This is a genomic window from Streptomyces sp. enrichment culture (assembly GCF_964273255.1).
Taxonomy (GTDB): Bacteria; Actinomycetota; Actinomycetes; order Streptomycetales; family Streptomycetaceae; genus Streptomyces.
Genome location: NZ_OZ186835.1, coordinates 6,808,655 through 6,832,024, shown reverse-complemented (window position 1 = coordinate 6,832,024; position 23,370 = coordinate 6,808,655). Strand labels below are relative to the sequence as shown.

22 protein-coding genes and 1 riboswitch are annotated in these 23,370 nt (G+C 72.9%); of the genes, 5 read left to right on the top strand and 17 right to left on the bottom strand.

The window, feature by feature from the left end; translation table 11 throughout:
- Positions 1-52: 52 nt before the first annotated feature.
- The 9 genes from ACSU53_RS29875 to ACSU53_RS29835 form a co-directional block, all read right to left on the bottom strand.
- Positions 53-643, bottom strand: coding sequence for a TetR/AcrR family transcriptional regulator (locus ACSU53_RS29875; protein ID WP_437032821.1), 591 nt, complete (start codon positions 641-643; stop codon positions 53-55).
- 243 nt (positions 644-886) lie between these two features.
- Complete coding sequence (locus ACSU53_RS29870; protein ID WP_437032819.1) at positions 887-1,363, bottom strand: ATP-binding protein; 477 nt, start codon at positions 1,361-1,363, stop codon at positions 887-889.
- Positions 1,364-1,492: 129 nt separating this feature from the next.
- Positions 1,493-3,193 carry a fused MFS/spermidine synthase gene (locus tag ACSU53_RS29865; protein ID WP_437032818.1) on the bottom strand — a complete coding sequence of 567 codons (1,701 nt, stop codon included), beginning with the start codon at positions 3,191-3,193 and terminating at the stop codon, positions 1,493-1,495.
- A 499-nt stretch (positions 3,194-3,692) separates the two neighbouring features.
- Entirely contained in the window at positions 3,693-4,904 is a 1,212-nt protein-coding gene (locus ACSU53_RS29860; protein ID WP_437032816.1) for a PP2C family protein-serine/threonine phosphatase, read from the bottom strand.
- A 469-nt stretch (positions 4,905-5,373) separates the two neighbouring features.
- Entirely contained in the window at positions 5,374-6,909 is a 1,536-nt protein-coding gene (locus tag ACSU53_RS29855) for an extracellular catalytic domain type 1 short-chain-length polyhydroxyalkanoate depolymerase (RefSeq protein ID WP_437032814.1), read from the bottom strand.
- A gap of 177 nt (positions 6,910-7,086) precedes the next feature.
- The gene (locus ACSU53_RS29850; protein WP_437032812.1) at positions 7,087-7,746 is read right to left on the bottom strand and encodes a CoA transferase subunit B; all 660 of its coding nucleotides are present in this window, start codon (positions 7,744-7,746) and stop codon (positions 7,087-7,089) included.
- A gap of 1 nt (position 7,747) precedes the next feature.
- The gene (locus tag ACSU53_RS29845; protein WP_437032810.1) at positions 7,748-8,530 is read right to left on the bottom strand and encodes a CoA transferase subunit A; all 783 of its coding nucleotides are present in this window, start codon (positions 8,528-8,530) and stop codon (positions 7,748-7,750) included.
- Positions 8,531-9,042: 512 nt separating this feature from the next.
- Positions 9,043-9,384, bottom strand: coding sequence for a hypothetical protein (locus tag ACSU53_RS29840; RefSeq protein WP_437033489.1), 342 nt, complete (start codon positions 9,382-9,384; stop codon positions 9,043-9,045).
- Between the two features lie 139 nt (positions 9,385-9,523).
- Positions 9,524-9,650: riboswitch (cobalamin riboswitch) on the bottom strand.
- A gap of 233 nt (positions 9,651-9,883) precedes the next feature.
- Positions 9,884-10,009 carry a hypothetical protein gene (locus ACSU53_RS29835; RefSeq protein WP_437032808.1) on the bottom strand — a complete coding sequence of 42 codons (126 nt, stop codon included), beginning with the start codon at positions 10,007-10,009 and terminating at the stop codon, positions 9,884-9,886.
- Between the two features lie 488 nt (positions 10,010-10,497).
- On the opposite strand from ACSU53_RS29835, the gene ACSU53_RS29830 reads away from it, so the two are divergent.
- Positions 10,498-12,027, top strand: a complete 1,530-nt coding sequence (locus tag ACSU53_RS29830; protein ID WP_437032806.1) for a potassium/proton antiporter — start codon at positions 10,498-10,500, stop codon at positions 12,025-12,027.
- A 192-nt stretch (positions 12,028-12,219) separates the two neighbouring features.
- Positions 12,220-12,675 (top strand): SRPBCC family protein, encoded by a 456-nt coding sequence (locus ACSU53_RS29825; protein WP_437032804.1) that lies wholly within the window; start codon positions 12,220-12,222, stop codon positions 12,673-12,675.
- Positions 12,676-12,799: 124 nt separating this feature from the next.
- Here the strand turns inward: ACSU53_RS29825 and ACSU53_RS29820 are convergent, their stop codons facing one another.
- Entirely contained in the window at positions 12,800-13,180 is a 381-nt protein-coding gene (locus ACSU53_RS29820) for a VOC family protein (RefSeq protein ID WP_362100240.1), read from the bottom strand.
- Positions 13,181-13,483: 303 nt separating this feature from the next.
- Complete coding sequence (locus tag ACSU53_RS29815; protein WP_437032801.1) at positions 13,484-13,879, bottom strand: RidA family protein; 396 nt, start codon at positions 13,877-13,879, stop codon at positions 13,484-13,486.
- A 133-nt stretch (positions 13,880-14,012) separates the two neighbouring features.
- On the opposite strand from ACSU53_RS29815, the gene ACSU53_RS29810 reads away from it, so the two are divergent.
- A complete protein-coding gene (locus ACSU53_RS29810; RefSeq protein WP_437032799.1) occupies positions 14,013-15,011 on the top strand; it encodes a helix-turn-helix transcriptional regulator in 999 nt (332 codons plus the stop codon).
- A 329-nt stretch (positions 15,012-15,340) separates the two neighbouring features.
- Complete coding sequence (locus ACSU53_RS29805) at positions 15,341-16,105, top strand: vWA domain-containing protein (protein WP_437032797.1); 765 nt, start codon at positions 15,341-15,343, stop codon at positions 16,103-16,105.
- A gap of 105 nt (positions 16,106-16,210) precedes the next feature.
- Here the strand turns inward: ACSU53_RS29805 and ACSU53_RS29800 are convergent, their stop codons facing one another.
- From ACSU53_RS29800 to ACSU53_RS29790, 3 genes are all read right to left on the bottom strand, one after another.
- Positions 16,211-16,816: a dihydrofolate reductase family protein gene (locus ACSU53_RS29800; RefSeq protein WP_437032794.1), complete on the bottom strand. Its 606-nt coding sequence runs from the start codon at positions 16,814-16,816 to the stop codon at positions 16,211-16,213.
- 311 nt (positions 16,817-17,127) lie between these two features.
- On the bottom strand, positions 17,128-18,672 hold the full coding sequence (locus tag ACSU53_RS29795) for an FAD-dependent monooxygenase (protein ID WP_437032792.1): 1,545 nt from the start codon (positions 18,670-18,672) through the stop codon (positions 17,128-17,130).
- Positions 18,673-18,812: 140 nt separating this feature from the next.
- Positions 18,813-19,310 carry a hypothetical protein gene (locus ACSU53_RS29790; RefSeq protein ID WP_437032790.1) on the bottom strand — a complete coding sequence of 166 codons (498 nt, stop codon included), beginning with the start codon at positions 19,308-19,310 and terminating at the stop codon, positions 18,813-18,815.
- 531 nt (positions 19,311-19,841) lie between these two features.
- Between ACSU53_RS29790 and ACSU53_RS29785 the strand changes: the two genes are divergently transcribed.
- Entirely contained in the window at positions 19,842-20,672 is an 831-nt protein-coding gene (locus tag ACSU53_RS29785; protein WP_437032788.1) for a phosphotransferase enzyme family protein, read from the top strand.
- A 41-nt stretch (positions 20,673-20,713) separates the two neighbouring features.
- Here ACSU53_RS29785 and ACSU53_RS29780 read toward each other — a convergent pair whose 3' ends face one another.
- The 3 genes from ACSU53_RS29780 to ACSU53_RS29770 all read right to left on the bottom strand — a co-directional run bounded on the left by ACSU53_RS29780 (position 20,714) and on the right by ACSU53_RS29770 (position 23,226).
- Positions 20,714-21,220, bottom strand: a complete 507-nt coding sequence (locus ACSU53_RS29780) for a hypothetical protein (RefSeq protein WP_437032787.1) — start codon at positions 21,218-21,220, stop codon at positions 20,714-20,716.
- Between the two features lie 192 nt (positions 21,221-21,412).
- Positions 21,413-22,078 (bottom strand): response regulator, encoded by a 666-nt coding sequence (locus tag ACSU53_RS29775; protein ID WP_437032786.1) that lies wholly within the window; start codon positions 22,076-22,078, stop codon positions 21,413-21,415.
- Entirely contained in the window at positions 22,075-23,226 is a 1,152-nt protein-coding gene (locus tag ACSU53_RS29770; RefSeq protein ID WP_437032784.1) for a sensor histidine kinase, read from the bottom strand. Before ACSU53_RS29770 ends, ACSU53_RS29775 begins: the two co-directional genes overlap by 4 nt.
- Between the last annotated feature and the right edge of the window lie 144 nt (positions 23,227-23,370).

The window sequence follows — 23,370 nt, the reverse complement described above, 5'->3', positions numbered from 1 at the left end:
CCGGCCGGGGGGACCGGCCGGGGGGACCGGCCGGCCCGCGGTCAGCTCGCGGTCAGTCCTCTGCGTCGAACATCCGGGCCCACTGCCGGGCCAGGGAGGTGAGGATGAGTTCTTCCTGTTCCTTGTGGCCCCGGATGTACAGGAAGTAGAAGTTCCGCTCCAGGCTCATCATCAGCGTCGTCATGTGCACCTCGCGCTCCCCCCGCTCCTCGGGGGTCGCACCGGGCAGGTGGAGCGACGCGTGGGCGGACGTGACCCGCCGGATCAGGCCCAGCCATTCCTCGAGCACGTCCGGATCGATGGCCATGGCCTGGTTGACGGCCTCGAACTCCGTGGCATAGCGCATCCACATCTCCCGCGCGGTGGCCAGCCACTGCCGCAGGGCGGCGGGCGTGTGCTCGGGCATGCCGTCCAGGACGGCGTAGAGCTCGGCCACTTCGGTCTCGATCTCGGCCATGCGGGCCCGGATGATCTGCGACTTGCTGTTGAAGTACAGGTACAGGTTGGCCCGGCTGCTGCCGGCCGCGGTCGCGATCTGGGCCATGGAGGTGCGCTCGTAGCCCTGTTCCTTGAACAGGCGCAGCGCCTCGTCGACGAATCGCTGCCGGGTGGCCACGCTCTTGGCCGTTCGGTTGGTCGCCATGGGGAGTTCCGGGCTCACGAGGCGGAGCAGGACGGCACGGGACACTCCTGGCGGTCGGCGCGGGTCTGCGGGTCTGCGGGTCTGCGGGTCTGCGGGTCTACGGGACGTCCGAGCAGTTTAGTGGTCCGGCTCAGCCCTTCCGCGGCACCCTCGGTGGACGTCCTCGGCGCAGGCGGCGTACACCCCCCCCCCCCCGGGCGGGGGTGGCGCGCCGGGCCGAGGGACGGCGCCCGTCACGGTGCGTCACGACGTCTCCGGGTCCGCGCCGGGTACGGCGGGGCCTTCGGCGAGGTCGATGAACGCGGTGACCCGCTTGCCCGTCCCCTCCCGGCGGGCGTACAGGCTCCGGCAGACGGCCTTCACGAGTTCCAGCCCGTGCTGCCCGATCCGGCTCGGGTCCCGCCCCCGCACCAGCGGGAGCGTGCTGCTGCTGTCCCACACGCCGACCTGCACGGTCGTGTCCCGCAGCGCCAGGTCCAGCAGACAGGGGCCGGGCGCGTGCTTGCGGGCGTTGGTGACCAGCTCGCTCACCACCAACTGCACCATGCCCACGGCTTCGGCCGACAGCGTCGGGCCGCCCGCGCCCCGGACGGAGTCCAGGAAGTCACGGGCCATGTCCCGGGCCTCGGCGATCGTTGCGGACCCCTCGAACAGCCGGGAGACAGCGGTGGGGCCGACGACGGCCGGACCTCGGTCCGCGTTCTGGGCTGCAGAGTCCACGGACCCGCCTCACTTCCGAAGCGCAGTTGCTCACCCACCGCTGGTGCCCCTGATTGCGCGGCCCACTCCATCGAGAAGGTCACGATGGTGACTCGGAGTGCGCCGTACGTCCGGGACGCGCGCGAATTGTCACGGAATGTGACGGCGAGGGGACCGGGCGGGCCGGTCCGTGCAGTCGGGCGCGCCGACCTGGGGGCCTCCGGCCTCACCGCACGGTGGAGTGGTGACCAGCGCGGGCGTATGCGTGACGGTGGTGGGGAGTGCGGCTGGGCGCGGGGTGCCTGCCCGGTTCCGCCAGCGGCCGTTCCGGTCCCCGTACGGCTGGAGGAGCTGGTCGACGGGCGCGTGGTCGTCGGTGAGCAGCGGGGCGTCGCCGATCCAGGCGGTGAGGTCGTCGCCGGTGACGGTCCGCCATCCGGTCTCCCGGGCGTCCAGCCCCTTCTGGACCTCCCGCAGGTCCACCTCCCGGTCGGAGGCGACCAGGACCAGATTGCCGCCGTCCGGTTCGGTGTCCGGGGCGAGGCCGATGTCGGCGGGCTCGCCCAGGAGGACGACGTGCTCGAAGGTGGCGTCGAGCGTCGCCGCCTCGGCGCGCGCGAAGGCCAGGTCACCGTGGTCGATGAGGTTGGCGACGTAGAGGCCGTCGGCGTCGAGCACCCGCCGTACGTCGGCCATCGCCTCCGTCGTGGTCAGGTGCCAGGGGACGCTGACGCCTCCGAAGGCGTCGCCGATCACGAGGTCACGGCTGTCGGTGTCCAGCCGCCTCAGCCCCAGTCTGCCGTCCTCGGTCCGCACGTCGATGCCGGATCGCGGGGCGAGACCGAGGTGCTCGCGGTCGATCCGCACGACACCGCTGTCGATCTCCGAGACGAGGCTGCGTGTCCCGGGCCGGGTGGCCGCGAGGTAGCGGGGAAGGGTGAGCCCGCCGCCGCCCAGGTGATGCGCCTCGAGGGGCTCCTTCTCGGGGAAGGCGGCGTCGGTCACCGCGGCGATGGCCCGCACGTAGGTGTACTTCAGGACGGTCGGGTCGTCGAGGTCGACGTAGGAGTGCCGGATCCCGTCGAGGAGGAGGGTACGGCCGCTGTCCCGGCCGGGGTCGGTGACGACCCGCACACAGTGGTACCTGGTCTCCGCGTCGCACCCGCCGGGTGCGACCGACGTGGCGAGTCCTCCGGCGACGACCACGAGTGCCAGGGCGGGCCTACCGCGCCAGCCGCGGGTGCGCCACTCGACCAGGGCCGAGCCCGCCACGAGTGCGGTTCCGAGGCCGACGAGAATGGTGCTGACCGGGAGCCGCGACACGAGGACGAATCCCGTGACGACGGTGCCGAAGATGGCCCCGACGGTGCCGGCCCCGGAGAGGCGGCCGACGACCGTGCCGGTCTCGGCGAGGCTGGTCAGGCGCATCTTCGTCACGATCGGCGTCACGGCGGACAGCAGCGCGCCCGGGACGAGGATGGTCAGCGCCGCCACGAGGAACAGCAACGGCGGTGCCCCTTCGGCCGTGGTCCGCAGCACGGCCGGGGTGAGCGCGACGACCGCCCCGGACAGTCCCAGTGCCGGGGACAGCAGTCGCGCCGGGTCGAGCCGGTCCGCGATCCGGCCGCCCAGCCAGGAGCCGAGGGCGATGGCGGTGAGGGCGATGCCGATCACCATCGTGCTGGTTTCGAGGGTGAGGCCGAGATAGGGGGCGAGGAGTCGCAGGGAGACGACCTCGACCACCAGCACCGCGGCCGACGAGCCGAACACGAGTGCGGTGGCGGCTCCGGGCCCCGGACCGGAGGGGCGAGACGTGGCCTCGGCAACGGGCGGCGAAGACGGTCCGGTCACGCAGCACATCCTCGCATGCGGCACGGTCCGCCGGGGGACGCCGCGGCAACTCGTCACCCTCGCCCGGCCGCACCCGCCGGATGCCCGGAGCGGCCTTTCGGCGAGTCGGCCACGGAGTCCATCTCCCGTGCGGCCGACGGACGTTGCGAGGTGGGGCGGCGTGGAGCCGTCCGGACCCGGCCCGCCCCGGACGGCGAGCGCGCCGGCGATGACGGCCGTCGCGAAGGCGTGGACGGACTCACCCGATGACGTGGACGGTCCTGCCCGATGGCGTGGACGACCTTGCCCGCTGGTGTGGACCGTCTTGCCCGAGGGCGTGGACGGCCTTGTCCACCCGGTTCACGGCGAGTGCCGCTCCCCGGCTGCCTGGGCCCCGATGAAGCAAGGGGGGAAGGGCTGCTTCGACCTCCCCAGGTGTCGCAGCCCTTCCCGACGTCCGACGACTACCCGGGTGCGACCGGCGCACGCCTGCCTGACCGCGACCATTTGCCGCCGCCGGTCACCTGACGTCCGCGTTGGAGCCGTACCGCGTGCGGCGCTGCCCCGATGCGCTGCCGTGCCAGTCCAGCACCAGCACGGTGGCGTCGTCGGGCAGTGACCCTCCGCAGGCGTCGTGGACCGCCCTGGTCAGGGTCCGGACCACTTCACGGGGGTGCTCGTTCCGGGTGTCGTGGATCAGGGCGGGCAGGTCGACGGCGGAGGCGGCGCGGTCGCGCATGCCGTCGGTGACCAGCACGGTCCGGTCGCCCGGCCGCAGACGGAAGTGCTGCACCTCGTAGGTGACGGGGACGGGCGCACCGAACGGCAGGTTGACCTTGAGGGTCTGCTCCTCCACGCGTCCGTCGCGCAGGCGCAGGGGCCAGGGGTGCCCGGCGTTGACGAGTTCGCACTCCCCGGTCTGCAGCTTCACCCGCATCAGTTGCCCCGTGGTCATGCCGACCCCGTGGTCGGTGATCGCCCGGTGGGCGGTGTACGCCTGGTCGAGGATGCAGCGTCCTGCGCGGCGGGCTCCGCGCAGGGCGTTGACGGTGAGGGTGGCCAGCAGCGCGGAGGCCGTGTCGTGTCCCATCGCGTCGGTGACCGACAGATGCAGGACGTCCTGGTCGAGGGCGTAGTCGTAGGTGTCGCCGCCGATGTCGTCGGCGGGAACGAGTCCGCCGGCCAGGGTGAACTGGGCTCCCTCGCAGCAGGGGGCCGTGGGAAGCAACTGGTGCTGGATCTCCGCGGCGAGGCTCACCGGGCTGGTGCGGCGGCCCCAGTGGTAGAGGTCGGTGAAGCGGCGGTCCGTCACCACGACGTAGGCCAGCGCGTGCGCGGTCCGTGCCACCGCCTCCCGGACCGCCCGGTCCGCGTACGGGACCACCATCTCCAGGACTCCGACGCAGTCGCCCCGGTTGGTCACCGGCGCGACCAGCCGCCATTGCTCCCCGCCGATGCGCTCGTGGTGCAGGCGTTGCGAGCGCAGCACCTCGTCGTAGACGCTTCCGGTCAGCTGCAGCCGCTCGGACGCGCCCCGCGCCTGATCGGCCGTGCCGGCCCGGGGCAGCCGTACGGCCTCCCGCCCGAGCATGTCGACGAGCCAGAACGACACCTGGGTCGCCGAGAACCGCTTCTCCAGGTTCTGTGCCACCACGTCCACGGACTCCACCGGCGCGGCGTCCTCCGCCGCCCAGAGCACCTCGTCCAGGCCCACGTCCTCATCACGTGCCACTGGCACCTCCCGGTCCCTCTCCCTTTCACCGGATGCCCAGGAGTCGGGGTCCGGATGCGTCGGGCGGTGGGCCCGTCCTTCCCGGCCCGCGGTCCATACTGCGCGCGAGGCGGGTGCGGGGCGGACGGGCGCGGCCGGACACTCCGCCGGCGGGCCTGTTCCTCATCCGCCGGCCCGACCCGCCGGGCCGACGGCCACCGCACGGCCCGCGGAAGCCGGCCGGCGTCCGCGGTCCGCGCGGTGGCCGCGCGTGAGTGGCCCGGGCGTTCTGCCCGGGCCACCGCGAGAAGGGGTGGGGTGAGTGAGAGGGGATGGGCCGGGCCGCCCGCCGGCGAGCGCTGCGGTGGCCGACAGGTGGTGTCGGGCGGGCCGAGCGGGGCGGGTGGGCCGGGCGCGCACCCCGTGGACCGTGGAGTCGGTCACGGCCCCGGGGCATCGCACCGGCCGTGCGGCCGTGACACGTGGGGAATCAGGGGCAGTTGCCGTCGGCGACGGTGAAGTGGCCGACGGGTGACTCCTTCAGGGTGCGGGTCACGAAGATGTTGTACAGGCCCATGTTCTCCAGGGAGCCCTTGGCGTAGGTGTGGCCGCCGGAGGTCGTGGCGCGGCCCGCCTGGACGTGGGCGTAGTTGGTGGCCGTCCAGCAGATGGCCTTCGCCCCGGTGGTCCGCGCGGTGAGGAGGGTGGAACGGTCTCCCGCCCTGCCGTCGGCGTCGCGGGCGGCGACGGCGTAGGTGTGCAAGGAGCCGGGGGCGAGGCCGGTGTCGGTGTAGGACGTGGTGTCCACCGTGGTGATCGGCGCGCCGTCGCGGTAGACGGTGTAGTCGGTGGCGGTGTCGACCGCGTTCCAGGCCAGTGCGATGGTCGTGTCGGTGACGCCGGTCGTCGCCAGGCCGGTCGGGGCGGGCAGCCGCTCGGGGTCGGGGCCGGAGCCGTCCAGGCCGAAGAACCGGGCGATCCAGTGGCTGGAGCAGATCGACTTCTCGAAGTTGACGGTGCCGGTGCTGCCGCACTGCTCCGGCCCGGTGCCCGGATCGACCGGCGTGGCATGGCCCATGCCCGGGACGCGGTTGACCTCGACGGCCACCGTTCCGTCCCCCGCCACGTACTCGTCGTGCCGCGTGTCGTCGGGGCCGATGACCGACGTGCGGGTCGGTGTCTGGGAGAGGCCGTGGAGCGCCGTCCACTGGTCGCGCAGTTCCTCGGCGTTGCGCGGGACGACCGTGGTGTCCCGGTCGCCGTGCCAGACGGCCACACGGGGCCACGGGCCGGACCACGACGGGTGGGCGTCACGCACCTTCTGGGCCCACTGCGCGGGAGTGCGGTCGACGCCGGGGTTCATGCAGGTGTAGGCCGCCATGACGTCGTCGGCGCAGCCGTGGGGCAGACCCGCGACGACCGCGCCCGCACGGAAGACGTCCGGGTAGGCCGCCAGCATCACCGACGTCATGCCGCCACCGGCGGACAGGCCGGTGATGTAGGTCCGGTCGGGGTCGGCACCGTAGGCGGAGACGGCGTGGGAGGCCATCTGCCGGATCGACGCGGCTTCGCCCCGACCCCGGCGGTTGTCGTCGGGTTCGAAGAAGTTGAAGCACTTGCTGAGGTTGTTGGCACCGGTGGTCTCGGCGAACACCACCAGGAAGCCGTGCCGGTCGGCGATCTCGGGCAGGCCGGAGTTGTCTGCGTACAGCTGGGCGCTCTGGCTGCAGCCGTGCAGGGCGAACACGACCGGCGGGTCGGCGGGCAGGGAGTCGGGCCGGTAGACGTACATGTTCAGCCGGCCCGGGTTGCTGCCGAAGCCGGTGACCTGGGTCAGGCCGACGGCGGCGTGCGCGGTGGGCGCCGGGCCGGTCAGGGAGGCCGCGAGGGCCAGGGCGACGACGGCCACGAGACGGGACAGCAGTCCCCGCCACGTACGGCGTGCCGGTCGCGGCGCCGGGCCTGCGGCGGGCGGTGTCGGGGCACGGAACGGCGGGGCGTCCGGCCCCCGGAAGGGTGTGCGCATGGCGGCTCCTCGGTGCAGAAGGACACCGGGCCGCTCCTGGGCGTGGACAGGTCAGGAGCGGCCCGGTGTCGGCACCGTAGGGGTCGTTCAACGCGCAACGGTATGGGAGGAGGCCCCACAGCCCGTCGGCGCCGGTGTTGACCCGGACGGGTTGTGCCGCCGGACGCCGTCTGCTAATCAGACCCCGGCCGGCGTCCCCGGTCCGGCGGGGACGATCAGGTCGGCGCCGGTGGCGGCGCGCACCTCCTCGACCCCGACACCGGGGGCGAGTTCGGCCAGGACGAAGCCGTCCGGGGTGACGTCGACGACCGCCAGATCGGTGATGACGCACTGCACGACGCCGGTTCCGGTGAGGGGGAGGTCGCACGCGTCGACCAGCTTGGGGCTGCCGTCCTTCGCGGTGTGCTCCATGAGCACGATGACGCGGCGCGCGCCGTGCACCAGGTCCATGGCGCCGCCCATGCCCTTGACCATCTTGCCCGGGATCATCCAGTTCGCCAGGTCTCCGCGGGAGGACACCTGCATGGCGCCGAGTACGGCGGCGTCGATGTGCCCGCCGCGGATCATGCCGAAGGACAGCGCGGAGTCGAAGAAGGAGGCCCCGGGCAGGACCGTGACCGTCTCCTTGCCCGCGTTGATCAGGTCCGCGTCGAGTTCGTCCTCGTGCGGGTAGGGACCGACGCCGAGGATGCCGTTCTCGGACTGCAGGACCACCTCCACGCCGGGCGGCAGGTGGTTGGGGATGAGCGTGGGCAGCCCGATGCCGAGGTTCACGTACGTGCCGTCGGCCAGTTCCCGGGCGGCCCGGGCCGCCATCTGCTCGCGGGTGAGCGCCATGTCAGGCACCGCCTTCCTGGCCGCTGCGCACGCAGCGCCGTTCGATCCGCCGGACGGCGGTGGGGTCGTCGGGCGAGACCCGGACCACCCGTTGGACGAAGATCCCCGGCAGGTGCACCGCGTCCGGGTCCAGTTCGCCCGGCTCCACCAGGTGCTCGACCTCGGCGATGGTCACACGGCCCGCCATCGCGGCCAGCGGGTTGAAGTTGCGGGCCGAGGAGTGGAACACCAGGTTGCCGTGACGGTCGCCGGCACTCGCCCGGACCAGGGCGAAGTCGGTGGTGATGCCCTCCTCCAGCAGGTACTCCCGGCCGTCGAAGACGCGCGTCTCCTTGGCGGGCGACGCGACCGCCACCCCGCCGTCCGGACCGTACCGCCAGGGCAGTCCGCCCTGACCCACCTGGGTGCCGGCGCCGGCGGGCGTGTAGAACGCCGGGACACCCGCCCCGCCGGCCCGCAGGCGTTCCGCCAGTGTCCCCTGGGGGACCAGTTCCACTTCGAGTTCCCCGCTGAGGTACTGACGGGCGAACTCCTTGTTCTCGCCCACGTAGGAACTGGTCATACGGGCGATCCGGCCGGCCCGCAGCAGCAGCCCGAGCCCCCAGTCGTCCACCCCGCAGTTGTTGGAGACGACCCTCAAGCCGCCCACGTCCCGTTCCAGCAGTGCGGCGAGCAGCGCGCTCGGTATGCCGCACAGCCCGAAGCCGCCCACCGCCAGCGACGCGCCCCGGTGGATGTCGGCCACGGCCTCGTCCACGCTGTCGACCGCCTTGTCCAGCCCCATACGGTCCCTTTCCGTCAGGGGCGCGGTAGGCCCCCGAACAGCCGGGCGGCGGGGGTCCGAAGACCCGCGCGCCGCGGCTCCGTCATCGACGGACGCGACTCTAGGGACGCTCCGAAGCCCACCGGTATGGGCGCCTACAACACCTTCCATCCGGACCGCATGTGGCTGCCTACCAGGCCCGCAGGCACTGCATGCCGTCGGCTCGGCAAGCCGAGGGCCGGATCGCCATGGGTGTTGCCACCACATACGGGAGTTGTGAGCCGACGCGGAGTGGTCCGGCCGCCCATAGAGACTTCGGGGCGGACCACGTAGGTGACTCGGCCGGGGCGCTCGGCGGTCGGCACGCGGCAGTCGTGGTCGGCAGCAGTGGGTGGGGGCGGGCGGGCGGCCCGGGTTCCCCGATCACGGACGGGAGTCCGCGCGCACACGACCGTCCGCGGCGACGCCCCCACGGGGGGGCGCGGCGGCCGGGACGCGTCCGCCGCGCTCGATCGTCCCCTGTCGGGTCTCCGTCACCGCTGACGGGGTGGCCCGGGTGCCCGGCGGCGCGGCGGGGTGAAGGTGTACAGGTCCAGGATGTCCGGCATCGGGGCCACCCCGGGGCCGCCGGCGCGCACCCAGTCCGCGATGTCCTCGGTCGCGGCCGGGTCGTTGACCAGCCCCAGCCACACCGGGCGGGCCCCGGCAGCCCGTCCGGCGGAGGAGGGCTGCACGACGACGACGTTGGCCTGGTCGCACACGTCGAGGCAGGCGGACACCCGTACGGGGGCCCCGGCACGCAGACGCGCGGTCTGGGCCGCGTGGTCACCGGTCACCTTCACCGTGCCGCAGCAGCAATCCCGGCACACGACGATCCGGCACGAAACCTCATCGCCCCTGACCGGCGGCGCCTGTTCCCGCCCGGCATCGTCGTCCTCCCTGGAAACGAGCACGCCGAACCACCCCTCCTCCGGGGAGATCCGCCCCGGTTTCCGTGCGAGGTGGCGACGACGTGAGTCTCCTGGCTCTCGGGTCGTAGCTGGTGTCCCCGCCTTCCCACCCGCCGTGGGGCAGTGGCCTGTTGGGGACGCGCTCACCGATCACAGTGGCGGGACCGCGCCGGATTCGCACCGGCTTCCTCGGACCGCCGTCGCCCTGTCACCGGTCATCATCGCACCCGTGGATCCCCCGCGTCCGGCGTACCCCCGCCACCGGTCCGGTGGACCTGAACACCACTGCCGGGGCCGGGGCCGGGCGCTGGCGACGCCCCCGACGAACCCGGCCACCGGGGCCACTTCCGGACGGCGACGGTCTCTCACGCACGGCGTTCGTCCACGTCACGTCGCTGTCGCAGCCGGTTATGCGTGTTCTAGGCTACTTCGCCCGGGGTGTGATCGTTGTCCCACCGCCCGAGGAGAGCAGATGGCCGCCACCGCCGAGCACGACGACCACGACGTCCACGACGACAGCAGCGACAGCAGCGACAGCAGCGACAGCCACGACCGTCGCAGCCGATACGACGGCCGCAACCGCCGGGGGCACCACGCCCCCGACGACGGCAGATGTTCCCGTGCCAGGAAGGGGGTCGGATGCCGGGGCACTCTGGAAGGCGTGCCCCCGGGAGCGGAGCGGCACGCGTACGACGCCTCGGCCTCGCGCGACGCACCACGCGCACCCGAGGCCTGCCGGTCGCACACCCCGCGGAACATCCCGCGGTCCCGTCACACCCCGCGGTCGCCCTGTGCGCCGCATCCGCCGTACCAGCCGTATGCGCCGCATCCGCCGTACCAGCCGTGCCCGCCGCATCCGCCGCCGTGCGGGTGGTCGGTACGGCTGGGGTCCGGCGGGCGCCCACCGAGGCGGGCCAGGAACCCTGCGGTGGACCAGGGCGCACCACGGCCGCCGGGCACGCGCGGCGAGGGGCGTCGGCGCAGGCTCCCCGGGCGCGAGGGCGGCTTCCCTGCGGGTGACTGCGCGAGGAACCCCGGATGACGCTGCCCGAGCTGTACCTCGCCCTCCTGATTGGCGGTGTCGTCCTGCTGGCCAGCATCGCCGCGGCCCACACGGCGCACCGCATCGGCCTGCCCAGCCTGCTGCTCTTCCTCGCGGTCGGTGTGATCGCCGGGGAGGACGGGATCGGCCTGGATTTCGACAACGCCCAGATGGCCCAGGCACTGGGGACCGCGGCCCTGGGGCTGATCCTCATCGAGGGCGGTCTGAGCACCCGGTGGGAGGACGTCCGGCGTCAGCTGGCGCCGGCCGGTGTGCTCGCCACCGTCGGGGTGGGCATCTCGGTCGTCGTCACCGCGGCCGGGGCCCACTGGCTGCTCGGCATGGAGTGGCGGCTGGCGCTGCTGCTCGCGGCGATCGTCTCCTCCACCGACGCCGCCGCCGTGTTCGCGGTGCTGCGCTCCCTGCCCCTGCCGCAGAAACTGACCGGGCTGGTCGAGTCCGAGTCCGGCTTCAACGACGCCCCGACCATCATCCTGGTGCTCGTCTTCTCCACCGTGGGCACCGACCCGGCCAACCCCTGGCTGCTCGTCCTCGACCTGATCTACCAGCTCACCGCCGGCGGGCTGCTCGGCGTGCTGATCGGCCGGCTCGGCGTGGCCGCCCTGCGGCACATCGCCCTGCCGGCGACGGGGCTGTACCCCCTGGCCACGGTCGGGTTCGGGATCATCGCGTTCGCCGCGGCGGGGACGGTCGGTGCCAGCGGGATCATCGCCGCGTACCTGTCCGGCCTGGTGCTGGGCAACGCCCAGCTGCCCCACCGGGCCGCCACCCGTTCCTTCGCCGAGGGCACCGGCTGGCTGGCACAGATCGGCCTGTTCGTCATGCTCGGCCTGCTGGTCGACCCCAGCGAACTGCCGTCCGCGGTCGTGCCGGCGCTCGTGGTCGGTTCGGTGCTGCTGTTCGTCGCCCGCCCGGTCTCCGTGGTGCTCTGCCTGCTGCCCTTCCCCGTCCCCTGGCGGGAGCAGACCTTCATCTCCTGGGCGGGCCTGCGGGGGGCGGTGCCCATCGTGCTCACCACGTTCCCCATCGTCGCCGGGATCGACGGGGCACGCGACGTCCTCAACATCGTGTTCCTGCTGGTCATCCTGTTCACCCTCATCCAGGGCCCCACCCTGCCCGCGGTGGCCCGGCGGCTGCGTCTGGTCCGTACCGGTGCGCTGCGCGAGATCCAGGTCGAGACCGCGCCCCTCGACGTCCTGGACGCCGACCTGCTCACCGTCGGCATTCCGGAGGGCTCCCGGCTGCACGGGGTGGCCGTCTTCGAGCTGCGGCTGCCTCCCCCGACCGTCGTCACCCTCATCGTGCGCGACGACGCGACCCTCGTCCCGGACCGGGAGACCGTGCTGCGGGAGGGGGACGAACTGCTGCTCATCACCACCCCCGACACCCGGGACGCCACGGAGCGCCGCCTGCGGGCGATCGGCCGGCGCGGCAAGCTGGCCCGCTGGCTCGGCGAGAACGGGTCCCCCGACCCGGAAGCCGACTCGCCGACGCGGACCGAATAGCGGCGCTCGCCTCTACCCCCGCCGGGCCGCGCGCTGGGCCTCGTTCCCCCGCCGCCGCCCGTATGGACGCCCAGGTGTGGGCAGGTCACCGGCGTGCGAGCCAGCCTGGGTACGGGCCCCGAAGCGGCCCGGCCGCTCACCGTCGTGTCCGGGAGAACGGTCAGCCCGCACCGACCGAGAAGCCTGGTGACCATGGCCCGCAACCGCCGCCTGATCCTCAGTCCGCCGTCCACGGTCTGGGACCTGCTGGCCGACGGTCACCGGTACCACGAGTGGGTGACCGGCACCCAGCGCATCCTCGGCGCCGACGCGCACTGGCCCCAGGTGGGTGCGCAACTCCGCGTCCGCGTCGGCGCCGGACCGCTCACCCTGGACGACATCTGCACCGTACGGATCTGCGAACCGCACCGGCGTCTGGAACTGGAAGCCCGGGCGGAACCCTTCGGGGCGGCGCGCATCGCGATGCAGCTCGTCCCGTGGGGTGAGAACACCCTGTTCCTGCTGGAGTGGCACCCGCTCCGGGGACCGGGGACGCGCATGCACGGGCTGCCGGTGGACTACGTCGCCTCCGTCCGCAACGGCATGATGCTCACCAAGCTGGCGCGCATCGCGGTCCGTGAGCACCGGGGCGCGCTGCCGAGGCCGTGACGCGCGCAGCGACGGCACTGCCCCGGCCGCCGGTGTCCCTCCGGCGGCCGGGGCAGTCACAACCTGGCAGTCGCAACCCGGCGTTTGCGACCAGGCGGTCGCGGTCCAGCAGTCGGCCGAGCGGTCACAGCGGCTTCAGGCGCGCCTTCAGCAGGCAGAACTCGTTGCCCTCGGGGTCGGCCAGGACGTGCCACTGCTCGTCCCCCGTCTGACCGATCTCGGCCGGACGCGCGCCGATCGCCAGCAGGCGCTCCAGCTCCGCGTCCTGGTCACGGTCGGTGGGGTTGACGTCGATGTGGAGACGCAACTTGCCGGGCTCCGGCTCGTCCCGGCGGCTGAGGATGATCGTGGGCTGCGCGCCGCCGAAGCCCTCACGCGGCCCGATCTCCAGCATCTCGTCGCCCTCGCGGTCGAGCACGACGAAGTCCAGGACCTCGCACCAGAACCGTGCCAGCGCCTCGGGATCGCGGCAGCCCAACACCAGTTCACTGATACGACACGCCACAGTCCCACCGCTTTCGTCCAGAGGTGCCACCGTACGGGTGGCCGGCAAGCGCCATGGCCCTCGTCGCAGGCCACGGCCGCACCGACGGTAGTGGACCATGGATGCCGCCGCGAGCTCTATTGTCGCCTCCCCCGCCCGCACGGGAGGACGGCACCGGAAACCCCCGCTGCTCGTGCCGGACACGGGCGGGCGGCGGGGCCGGGGACCGCGCCCCCTCCCCGGCCCCTCCGACACCTCCGTGGCGCGGGTCCGTTCCGCCCCGGGTCTCTCAGCGGTGCCGCACCGATCGGTGACTGCGTGGGATCAGGGGACCGCGGTCCCCTCGAGTTCCACCATCAACTCGGGCAGGGCCAGTCGAGTCACCCCGAGCATCGTGGTGGTCGGTGCCACCCGGGCGGCTCCCAGGCGGGCGGCCAGGACTCCGTAGTGCTCGAAGAGCCGGTCCACGTCGGTGGTGTACACGTTCAGCCTGACCAGCCCCGAGAGTGACATGCCTCCCTGGGTCAGCACGGCTTCCAGGTTGTCGAGGGCCAGCGTCAACTGCCCCGCCATGTCGTACGCGTGACGTGGTGTGCCGTCGTCGCCCATCGCACCCTGACCGGAGCAGTACAGGGTTCGGGTGTGCCCCGAAACGAGTTCCCCCTGGCTGTATCCGAGGGGTACCGACCACGGCCACGGGTTCACCGTCGAACGCTCCATCGATCTACCAACTCCCTTTTCCACACGTGATGTTCCACGCCCATGGAGTCGGCACGGCCGCCCCCCGCGTGATGTGGACCAGCCTGCCCGCGTATCACGACACCCTCGGTCATGTATTCGCTACGGTTCTCGGATGCGCGCCGACCGGCTGATCTCACTCGTCCTGCTGCTGCGCCGGAACGGCCGGATGACGGCGCCTGCGCTCGCCCGTGAACTGGAGGTGTCCACCCGCACCGTGCTCCGCGACATCGAGGCCCTGTCCTCGGCGGGTGTGCCGGTGTACTCCGAGCGCGGGCGGCACGGCGGGTTCGCGCTCCTGAACGACTTCCGCACGGAACTCGGCGGACTGACCGGGCTCACCCACGAGGAAGCCCTCGCCCTCCTCGCGGCCGGGTCCACACGCGGCCAACAGGTCTTCGGACTCGGCCCGGCACTCGCCTCCGGACTGCGCAAGGTGCTCGACGCGCTCCCCGACTCCCACCGCGCCGGCACGTCCGCAGCGGCCCGGCGGTTCCACCTGGACCCGGACACGGACCTGCTCGCCCGCCGGCTCGACACCGAGCGGATACCCGACGCCGCCATGGGCGAGATCCGGCATGCGGTCCTCGCCGGACGGAAGGTGCGCATCCACTACGCCGCCGTCGGCCAGGACGCGGCGTGGCGCACCGTCGACCCGATCGGCCTGGTCACCGCGGGCCGCCGCAGCTACCTCCTGGCCACCCGGTCGGGCTCCGACCGGACCTACCGCCTCTCCCGCATCCGGGCCGCCGAGGCACTCAGCCGGCCCGCGGACCGTCCCGGCCAGGTGGACCTCGACCGCCTGTGGAGGGAACGCTCGGCGAGCCTCGTCGAGCACGGCGACCGCCTCACCGTGCTGCTCCGCGTGAGTGCGGAACGCAAGGACGAAGTGCTCGACGCCGCACTCGGCTTCCGCTTCCCCGACCAACAGCCTCCGGACCCGGACGGCTGGTTGCATCTGGAGGCCACCTTCCAGGACGCCGAGCACGCCCATTGGGTCCTGTGGCGTCTGGCTCCCGACGCCGAGGCCCTCGGCCCTCCGTCCCTCCGTGCCGCCCTCCACACGCGTGCCCTCGGCATCGCTGCCCGTTACGGGCAGCCACCGCCGCACTGACGGGCCCCTGGTGCCGCCGCACCCCGTGTCGCCGGGCCGCGGGCCGACCGTCGAGCCGCCGACCGCCGTCACCGGCCGCGCTTCGGCCGTGCATCGACCGCGAGTCGGCCGTGAAGACCGCACCGGAAGACCGCACCGGAGGATCACACGGCGGTGCCGCAACCGCGCCCGGTCCCGGTCCCGCTCCCGGTCCCGGCCTCCGGCCCCGGGCTCAGTCCGCCGAGGGACGGGTCCGCCGCTCGTGTCCGCCGGCGACGGGAGGGCGGCCTGACGCGGACGGCCGGACCGCGCCGCCGTGCCCAGGAGCACCCCTGTGCCCACTTCGCCGTATGGCCCACCATGGTGGGGTGATCGAGAACAACGGTGAGGGACGCACCTCGGCCATCAGCCTGACCAAGGTGCAGGAGAGAGCGCCCGACCTTGTCAGTCTGTACAAGACCGCGGGTGCCAGTGTGCGCAGCCACGGGCTGGAGGCCGTACGGGCCGCCGTGTACCTGGTGCTGGACCGCTCCGGCTCGATGCGGCCGTACTACCGGGACGGCACGGTGCAGCACCTGGCCGAGCAGGTGCTGTCGCTGTCGGCCCACCTCGACGACGACGGCACGGTCCCGGTGGTGTTCTTCTCCACCGACGTCGACGGGTGTACGGACCTGAGGCTCGGCGGGCACCGGGGCCGGATCAACAAGCTGCACGAGAATCTCGGTCACATGGGCCGGACCAACTATCACTGGGCCATGGACGCGGTCATCGACCACTACGTGGACTCCGGCAGCGACCAGCCGGCTCTGGTCGTGTTCCAGACCGACGGCGGTCCCACCAGCCGGGCCGCCGCCGAGCGTTACCTGTGCAAGGCCGCCCGGCTGCCTCTGTTCTGGCAGTTCATCGGCTTCGGCGACCCCGACGACAACGAGTTCTCCTTCCTCCGCAAACTCGACACTCTCGCCGTTCCGGCCCGCCGCATCGTCGACAACGCGGGCTTCTTCCACGCCGGCCGCACACCGCGCGCCGTGCCGGACCACCGGCTCTACGACCACCTGCTGGAGGAGTTCCCCGACTGGCTGGCCGCGGCGCGCTCCGCCGGGATCCTGGCATGAGTGGGGCGTGATTCGGTCGCAAGAGCATCGGAGCGGGTCGTGAGCGGGTCCTGAGTGAGTCGTGAGCTTCCGCTCGGCGTCGGCGGCCCGGCCGACGGGGCGACGTCAGGCAGGGGCACCGAGCGGCGGGTGCTCGAGCACGCGCGGCCGGTACTCGACCAGCTGGGTGCGGCCGTCGAAGGTGCGGTGCCCGATCATGTCGAGGGCGACGTCCGGATAGCCGTCGTAAATGCGTTCCGCGCCCGTGGCCCCGGTGATCACCGGGAACATCACCACCCGGAAGCGGTCGACGAGTCCGGCTCGCATCAGGGAGCGGCACAGGCTGAGGCTGCCGATCGTGCTGAGGAGCCCCGATCCATCGGCCTTCATGGCGCGGACCGCCTCGACGGCCTCGCCGCGGACGAGGGTGGAGTTGGCCCACGTCAGCGGCTCTTCGAGCGAGGAGGAGAACACCACCTTGGAGGCCTGCGTGAGTTCGTCGACGGACGCTTCTTCTTCGGGCTGGAACTCGTCCTGGCCACTCGGGACCTCGCCCGCGGCGAAACCCGACATCAGCCGGTAGGTTTTCGCTCCCATCAGGTAGGTGACCTCGGGCTGCTCACCGAGCCAGGAGAGGTACTCCGGGCCTTCGAGCCCCCAGAACCCGGGCCACCCCTCTCCGGATGCGTAACCGTCGAGGGAGGTGATGAAGTCGACGAGAAGCTCAGACATGGCGATCTCCTTTCCGAGGGTGTCACGAGTGTGGACCGGTCCGGAGCGGCAAACTCATCGGCCGCGCCGTGCGACGGACGAGAGAGAAGGCGACCAGCGGCCTCCTCGCCGCACGTCCGCGATTCCTCGGCATCGCCTGCCGGGGTGCTCGGCTGCGCCGCAGCGGCCGTCCCCGGCGACCACCCACCTGCTCCCCTGCTCCCCTGCTCCCCCCGGAGCCTCGTCGAGCGGGCCCTGCGTCACGCTCCCTGACCGCGCGGCGGGCGGGCGGCCCACCGGTCTCGGATCAGATCAGAACAGATCCGGTCAGGTCAGGTCAGGTCGGGTCGGGATCGTCCGGTCGGCAGCCACCGGTCGAGGTAGGACCGCAGGCCGCCCAGGTCGCCGCCCCGGGCGACGTAGCCCAGGTGGCCGTCGGGACGGACGAGGCCGTGGGCGGTGCCGCGCCACGGGCCGTGATCACCGAGGCGGTGGACGAAGAGCGGGGCCGCGCGCTCGTCGGTGACGGGGGCGAGCCGTGCATCGGGCCAGAGGTGCGGCGGGCCGCAGAGCAGCAGGTGCCAGCCCGCCGCGGCCGTGCGGGACTGCAGTCCGTGCGGCAGGTCGGGCAGCCGGTCCCCGGCCCTCGGCCCGCCCCGTGGCGGCCGGGGACCGGTCGCGGAGAGAGAGCTGCGCCGGTAGTGGATGTCGAGTTCGGCGACCGTGCGGAAGAGGCTCGCGCGGACCGGCCGCGGGCGCAGCACCAACGGCGCGAGTCTCGGGGCGAGTCGGGTGCGGGCAGCGCGGACGACGGGGTTGCCGCTCGTGGCGGCGCCGAACGCGCGGTCGGTGAGGCGGCGCACGCTGCGGCCGACGGGGGCCCGTTCTTCCTCGTAGGTGTCCAGGAGGCTCGCGGGGGCCGCGCCCCGGCAGACCAGGGCGAGTTTCCAGCTCAGGTTCAGGGCGTCCTGGATGCCGGTGTTCATGCCCTGACCACCGGCCGGACTGTGGATGTGCGCGGCGTCCCCCGCGAGGAAGCAGGCGCCGGAACGGTAGCGGGCCGCGCCCCGGTTGTGGATGTGGAAGGCGGTCGCCCACACCGGGTCCCGGAGGGCCAGCCGCTCGCCGGTGGCGCGGTCGGCGACGTGCTGGAGCAAGGGCAGGTCCACGTCCGTGTCGGGGCGGTCGGGCGGTCGCACCGCGAGCATGCGCCAGGCGGCGGGGGACCCGAGCGGGAAGAAGAAGACCATGCCCTCCTGCGCCATGTACGTGTGCACGGTGTCCGGTTCCAGCCCGTCCGCGTCGAGGTCGGCGAGCAGGAAGGTCTGCGGGTAGGCGTGCCCCTCGAAGGGGATGCCGACCCGGCTGCGGACGGTGCTGTGCGCGCCGTCGCAGCCCACCACGTAGCGCGCCGTCACGCTCTCCCGCGCACCGTCGCGATCGCGCAGGGCGCAGGTGACGTACGGGCCCGTCCGCTCCAGTCCGAGGAGCTCGGTGCCGCGCTCGACGGTCACGTCCCCTTCGGTCAGATGACGGGAGAGGACGCCCTCGGTCTCCGCCTGCGACAGGAACAGCAGGAACGGGTGGGCCGTGTCGTCCAGGCCGGTGTCGAACAGGTCGAGGGCCACGACGCGGCCCGGCGCGTGCAGGTGCAGGCGGACGGCCGGGTTGCCGAGGGCCACGAGGTCCTCGGTCACCCCGAGTCCGGACAGTGCCTCCAGGGTGCGGGGCTGGATCACCAGGGCCCGCGACTCCCGCACCCGGTCGGGTGAACGGTCGACGATCCGGAACTCGGCCCCGAGGGCACTCAGTTGCGCGGCCAGGGCCAGTCCGGTCGGACCTGCCCCGACGACCAGCACGTCCAGCGGCTCCGTCATGCGCTCACGATAGTGCGGGCGAGCCGCCCTGCCGCGGGTGCGCGGCCGGCCGAGGGTTCCTCGGCCGGCCGTGGCTCACCTCGGGGCCCGCCTCCTCGGCAGGCCGGCCGCCGTCGCCGGTTCCGGAGTGTGCCGCTGTCTCAGTGCAGGGTGTACTGACAGATGTGCTTGCCCCCGGTGCCGCCCGGGTCCTCCACGACCTTCTCGCCGTCCACGGTGATCGAGCACGGAGCGGCGGCCAACTGGCCGTTGGACTGCTTCACCGGTCCCGGCACGACGGACACGATGGTGCCCACCTTGCGCTGGGTGCCGGTCAGCGCGATGCTGTCCGACTTCTTCCACGGCAGGGTGACCTGCTCCATGTCGTTCGTGCCGAGGACGTAGTAGACGCTGCTGCTGCCGCTGCCCCCCACTTCGAGGACGACCTCGTACGTCTTGTCCGCCCCGTCGTCGTCCGCGCCGTCGGCGGCATCGGTGCCCTCCGCCTCGTCCTGGCCGCCCGCGGCCGGCTCCGGCGCCGCGGCGGTGTCCTTGCCGGATGCCGCCGGCTTCGCGTCGTCGGCGTCGCTGCCGCCGCCGCAGGCGGTCAGCAGCGCGGCTGCGGCGACGAGCGCCATGACGGTGGTGGTCCTGCGCATGTACGTGTACTCCCCCGGTAATGCCGATGTGCGGCGTCTGTCGAAGATCGCCAGGGCCATCGTACGGGCGAGGCGCGCGGCGCCCGTACGGGCGGTGTGGCGGGAATACGAGCGCACCCGGCGGTTCCCGGGCCAACGGTGGCTGCGGTGGGATCGCGCCCCCCGCTCGCGACCCCACCGCCTCGGCTGCCGTCCAGGGGGCGCTCCGCCGGGCTTCCTCGCCGGTCCCCGGCGCCGCGCAGTCGGCAGGTCGCGGGTCTTCGGAGGGACAGCGCTGCTGTGGGCCCCCGCCGACGCCACGCCGCCCCGGCGTGAAAGGTACGCGACCCGGCGCGGCGGTCACGTCCGCCCAGCGGTTGAAGTCGGCGTAAACCGTGGGCGTAGGAATCCTGTTCCTGCAACTTCCGCGGTATGCGGGGCGGCCGGCCCCGCCGTCTCACCGCGCATCCGGGGCGCCGGAAAATGCGGCGCCCCGAGCACCGTCGGGCCTATAGGGTCGGGCACGACTCACCGGGAGAAGGGGCCTCGACGATGCAGGCGGCGGACGTACGGCGTGCGGTGGAGACGGCCGTGTCCATCGCGTCCTCCCTCGGGCTCCCGGTCGACGACGCGACGGTGCTGCACAACTCGAACAAGCTGGCCGTGCGGCTGCGGCCGTGCGAGGCCCTGGCCCGTGTGGCTCCGGTGGGGCAGCAGGTCGCGGAGTTCGAGCTCGAGCTGGCTCAGCGGCTCGTCGGGGCGGGGTGTCCCGTGGCCGCTCCTGATCCACGGGTCGAGCCCCGCGTCCACGAACGGGACGGCTTCGTCGTCACCCTGTGGACCTACCACCCGCCCGTGACCACGCAGGACGTCAATCCGGCCGACTACGCCGACGCGCTCGCCCGGCTGCACGCCGGCATGCGCACCCTCGACGTCCCGGCGCCGCACTTCACGGAGCGGATCCAGCAGGCCCGGACCCTTGTGGCGGACCGCGAGCGTACACCCGGACTCAGCGACGCGGACCGGGTGTTGCTCGGTGACACACTGCGCGACGTGGGCCGGTTCATCCGCGGACCCGGGGCGGCAAAGGAGCAGTTGCTGCACGGCGAGCCGCACCCGGGCAACCTGCTGACGACGCGGCACGGGCTGCTGTTCATCGACCTGGAGACCTGCTGCCGCGGCCCCGTAGCGTTCGATCTCGCCCACGCTCCCGAGGCCGTCGGCGCGCACTGCCCCGACGTCGACGAGGAACTTCTGCGCGCCTGCCGCCTGCTGGTGCTGGCCATCATCACGACGTGGCGCTGGGACCGGGAGGACCAGTTCCCCGACGGACGGCGCATGGGCGTGGAGGGGCTGGACCGCATTCGAGCGGCGGTGTCCTGACACCCTCATCACCTCGAAGGAGGGAGTCTTCGCGCTCGTGGTCAGGCTCCGGTCGGCGTCACCGCCCCCGTCCACCGCTTGATGACCGCCGGCGGGGCTTCGGGGGCCGGCCAGACCTGGATGCGGACCTTCTCGGTGGTGTCGGGGTGGCTGTCGGAGTCGACGTCGGCCTCGGCGGCCCGTGCCACGTTGCTGCGGGACACGCGGACGCGGTTCCAGCCCGGGGTGACCTCGAACGTCGTCGCGTCCGTCACGCAGTCCGTGCACCCCAGCACCGCCATCCGCCCCGACGACACGTCGAGGCTCGCTTCGACGACGTGATCGAAGCCGGCGCTGTCGTCCACGGGCTCCTGGCCGAGGAGGATCAGGGTGACGGACACATGGACGTTCACGGCGGTGCCGATGCCCAGAGCGTCCCTCGTCACCGCGAGGTGGTCGGCGACGGCCCGGTCCGTCCACGCGTCGCTCAGGTCGCCGTCCGTCTCCGCATCGGACACGTGGATCTGGAAGTAGTCGGCGAAGAGGGAGAGCTCGGTCGTCTCGGTCATGGGGGCACGATGCCATGGAGCACTGACAAGTCGTCGATGGCAGCCCACAGTTCGGCGGACCGTCGCTCCCATTGCGGTGTGGTGGTCATCGGCACAGCCTCACAGACGAGGGCCCCGCGCACCACCCGACCGGGCGTCTGCGGCACCGAAGCGCCGGCCGGTGCCCCCGGGCGTTGCCTCGCGCGGCGCGCGCTACCTCCCCGCCGCCCCCGGTGTCACGAGTCCCGTCTCGTAGGCGACCACCACGGCCTGCGCCCTGCTGCCCAGGTTCAGTTTGGTCATGGTGCGGTTGAGGTGGGTCTTGACGGTCGCCTCGCTGATGAACAGCCGGTTCGCGATCTCCACGTTGGACAGGCCGCGCGCGCAGAGTCTGAGGACGTCGACCTCGCGGGACGTCAACGCCTCCAGGGCGGGCGGCTGTTCGTCGGCGGTCCGGCGGGCGTACGCCTCGACCAGGCGCCGGGTGACGCTGGGGGCGAAGAGGGCGTCGCCGGCGCCCACCGCGGCCACGGCGGCGAGCAGGCGTTCCGGGCCGGAGTCCTTCAGGAGGAAGCCGGAGGCGCCGGCGCGGAGGGCGCCGTAGACGTACTCGTCGAGGTCGAAGGTGGTGAGCACCAGCACCCTGGGCGGGGTGGCGCCCGCCTGGGCCAGGATGCGTTCGGTGGCCTCGATGCCGGTCATGCCGGGCATGCGGATGTCCATGAGGACCACGTCGGGGCCGGTCTCCGCGGCCAGGGACACGGCCTCGTCGCCGCTGCTCGCCTCGCCGACCACCTCGATGCCGGGTGCGGCCCGCAGGAGGCCCGCCAGGCCGGCCCGGATGAGGAACTGGTCGTCGACGACGAGCACTCTGGTCATGTGGCGGTGTCGTCTCCCTGCACGGTGGCTCGCGCGGTGGTCGGCAGGGTCAGCCGCACGGCGTAGCCCCCTTGGTCCCGCGGGCCGGTACTGATCTGCCCGCCGTAGAGCTTGGCGCGCTCCCGCATGCCGATCAAGCCGTGCCCGCCGCCGGTCCGCACTCTGTCCGGAATCACCCCCTCACCGTTGTCCGTGACCGAAACCGTCACCTGGTGCGGCTCGTACCTCAGGAGTACCTCGGCCCGCGCACCGGGCGCGTGTTTGAGAACGTTGGTGAGGGCTTCCTGGACCACCCGGTAGACGCACAGTTCGACGCCGGGGGCGAGGGGGCGGCGCGTGCCCTCGACGGTCAGGGTGACCGGGACGCCGCCGCTGCGTATGCGGTCGGCCATGTCGTCGAGGCGGGCGAGGCCGGGCATGGGGTCGGCGAGGGCGGCGTCGTCGGTGGTGCGGAGCACCATCAGCATCCGGCGCAGCTCTTCGAGGGCCTCCTTGCCCACGGCGTCGATGGTGTCGAGTGCGGTCCGCACGGTCCGCCGGTCGGTGTCGAAGACGAACCGGGCGAGACCGGTCTGCACGGAGATGACGGACATGTGGTGGGCGACCACGTCGTGCAGTTCGCGGGCGATCCGGCTGCGTTCCTCGGCCACCTCCCGGCGTGCCCGCTCGGCCTGTTCCCTGCGCAACTGCCGTGCGAGGTCGGCCGAACGGTGCGCGAGCACCCCGAACCGCCACAGCACCGCCGGGTAGACGACGGCCTGGCCGAGGACGGACGGCCAGGAGTCGGTGCCGTCGACCGCGCCGGCGTAGACCCACACCGCGCCCATCAGCACCGCGTACGGCACGGAGGTCCGCGCCGGGCGCAGGGAGGCGACGGTGTAGACGGCGAGCATGGGCCCGAAGCTGCACACCACGGGCCAGTAGCCGGCGGTGATGTACACCAGCCAGATGCCGTGGACGAGCAGACAGACGGTGACCGGGGCCCGGACCCGGAACACCAGCGGCAGATGGGTGAGCAGCACGAGCACGTAGGCGACGGGGTCGAGGGGGTGCTGCCCCTGGCGCGCTGCTTCCGGGCCCAGCAGCAGGGCGACGGCGGTCAGCGCCGCCGCGATCAGGGTGTCGACGACCAGGGGACGGCTCCGCATCGCCGCAGCGTAGCGCCGGTTCGGCCGGGTGGGCGTCAACCTTGTGCGGTACCGCGGTGGTTGGAGACGGCGGGACCGTGCCGAGGGGTGATGCGGCCCCGGGCGGCGAGGCGGTCCGCGCCGATGTCCTCCGGTGCCCGCCGG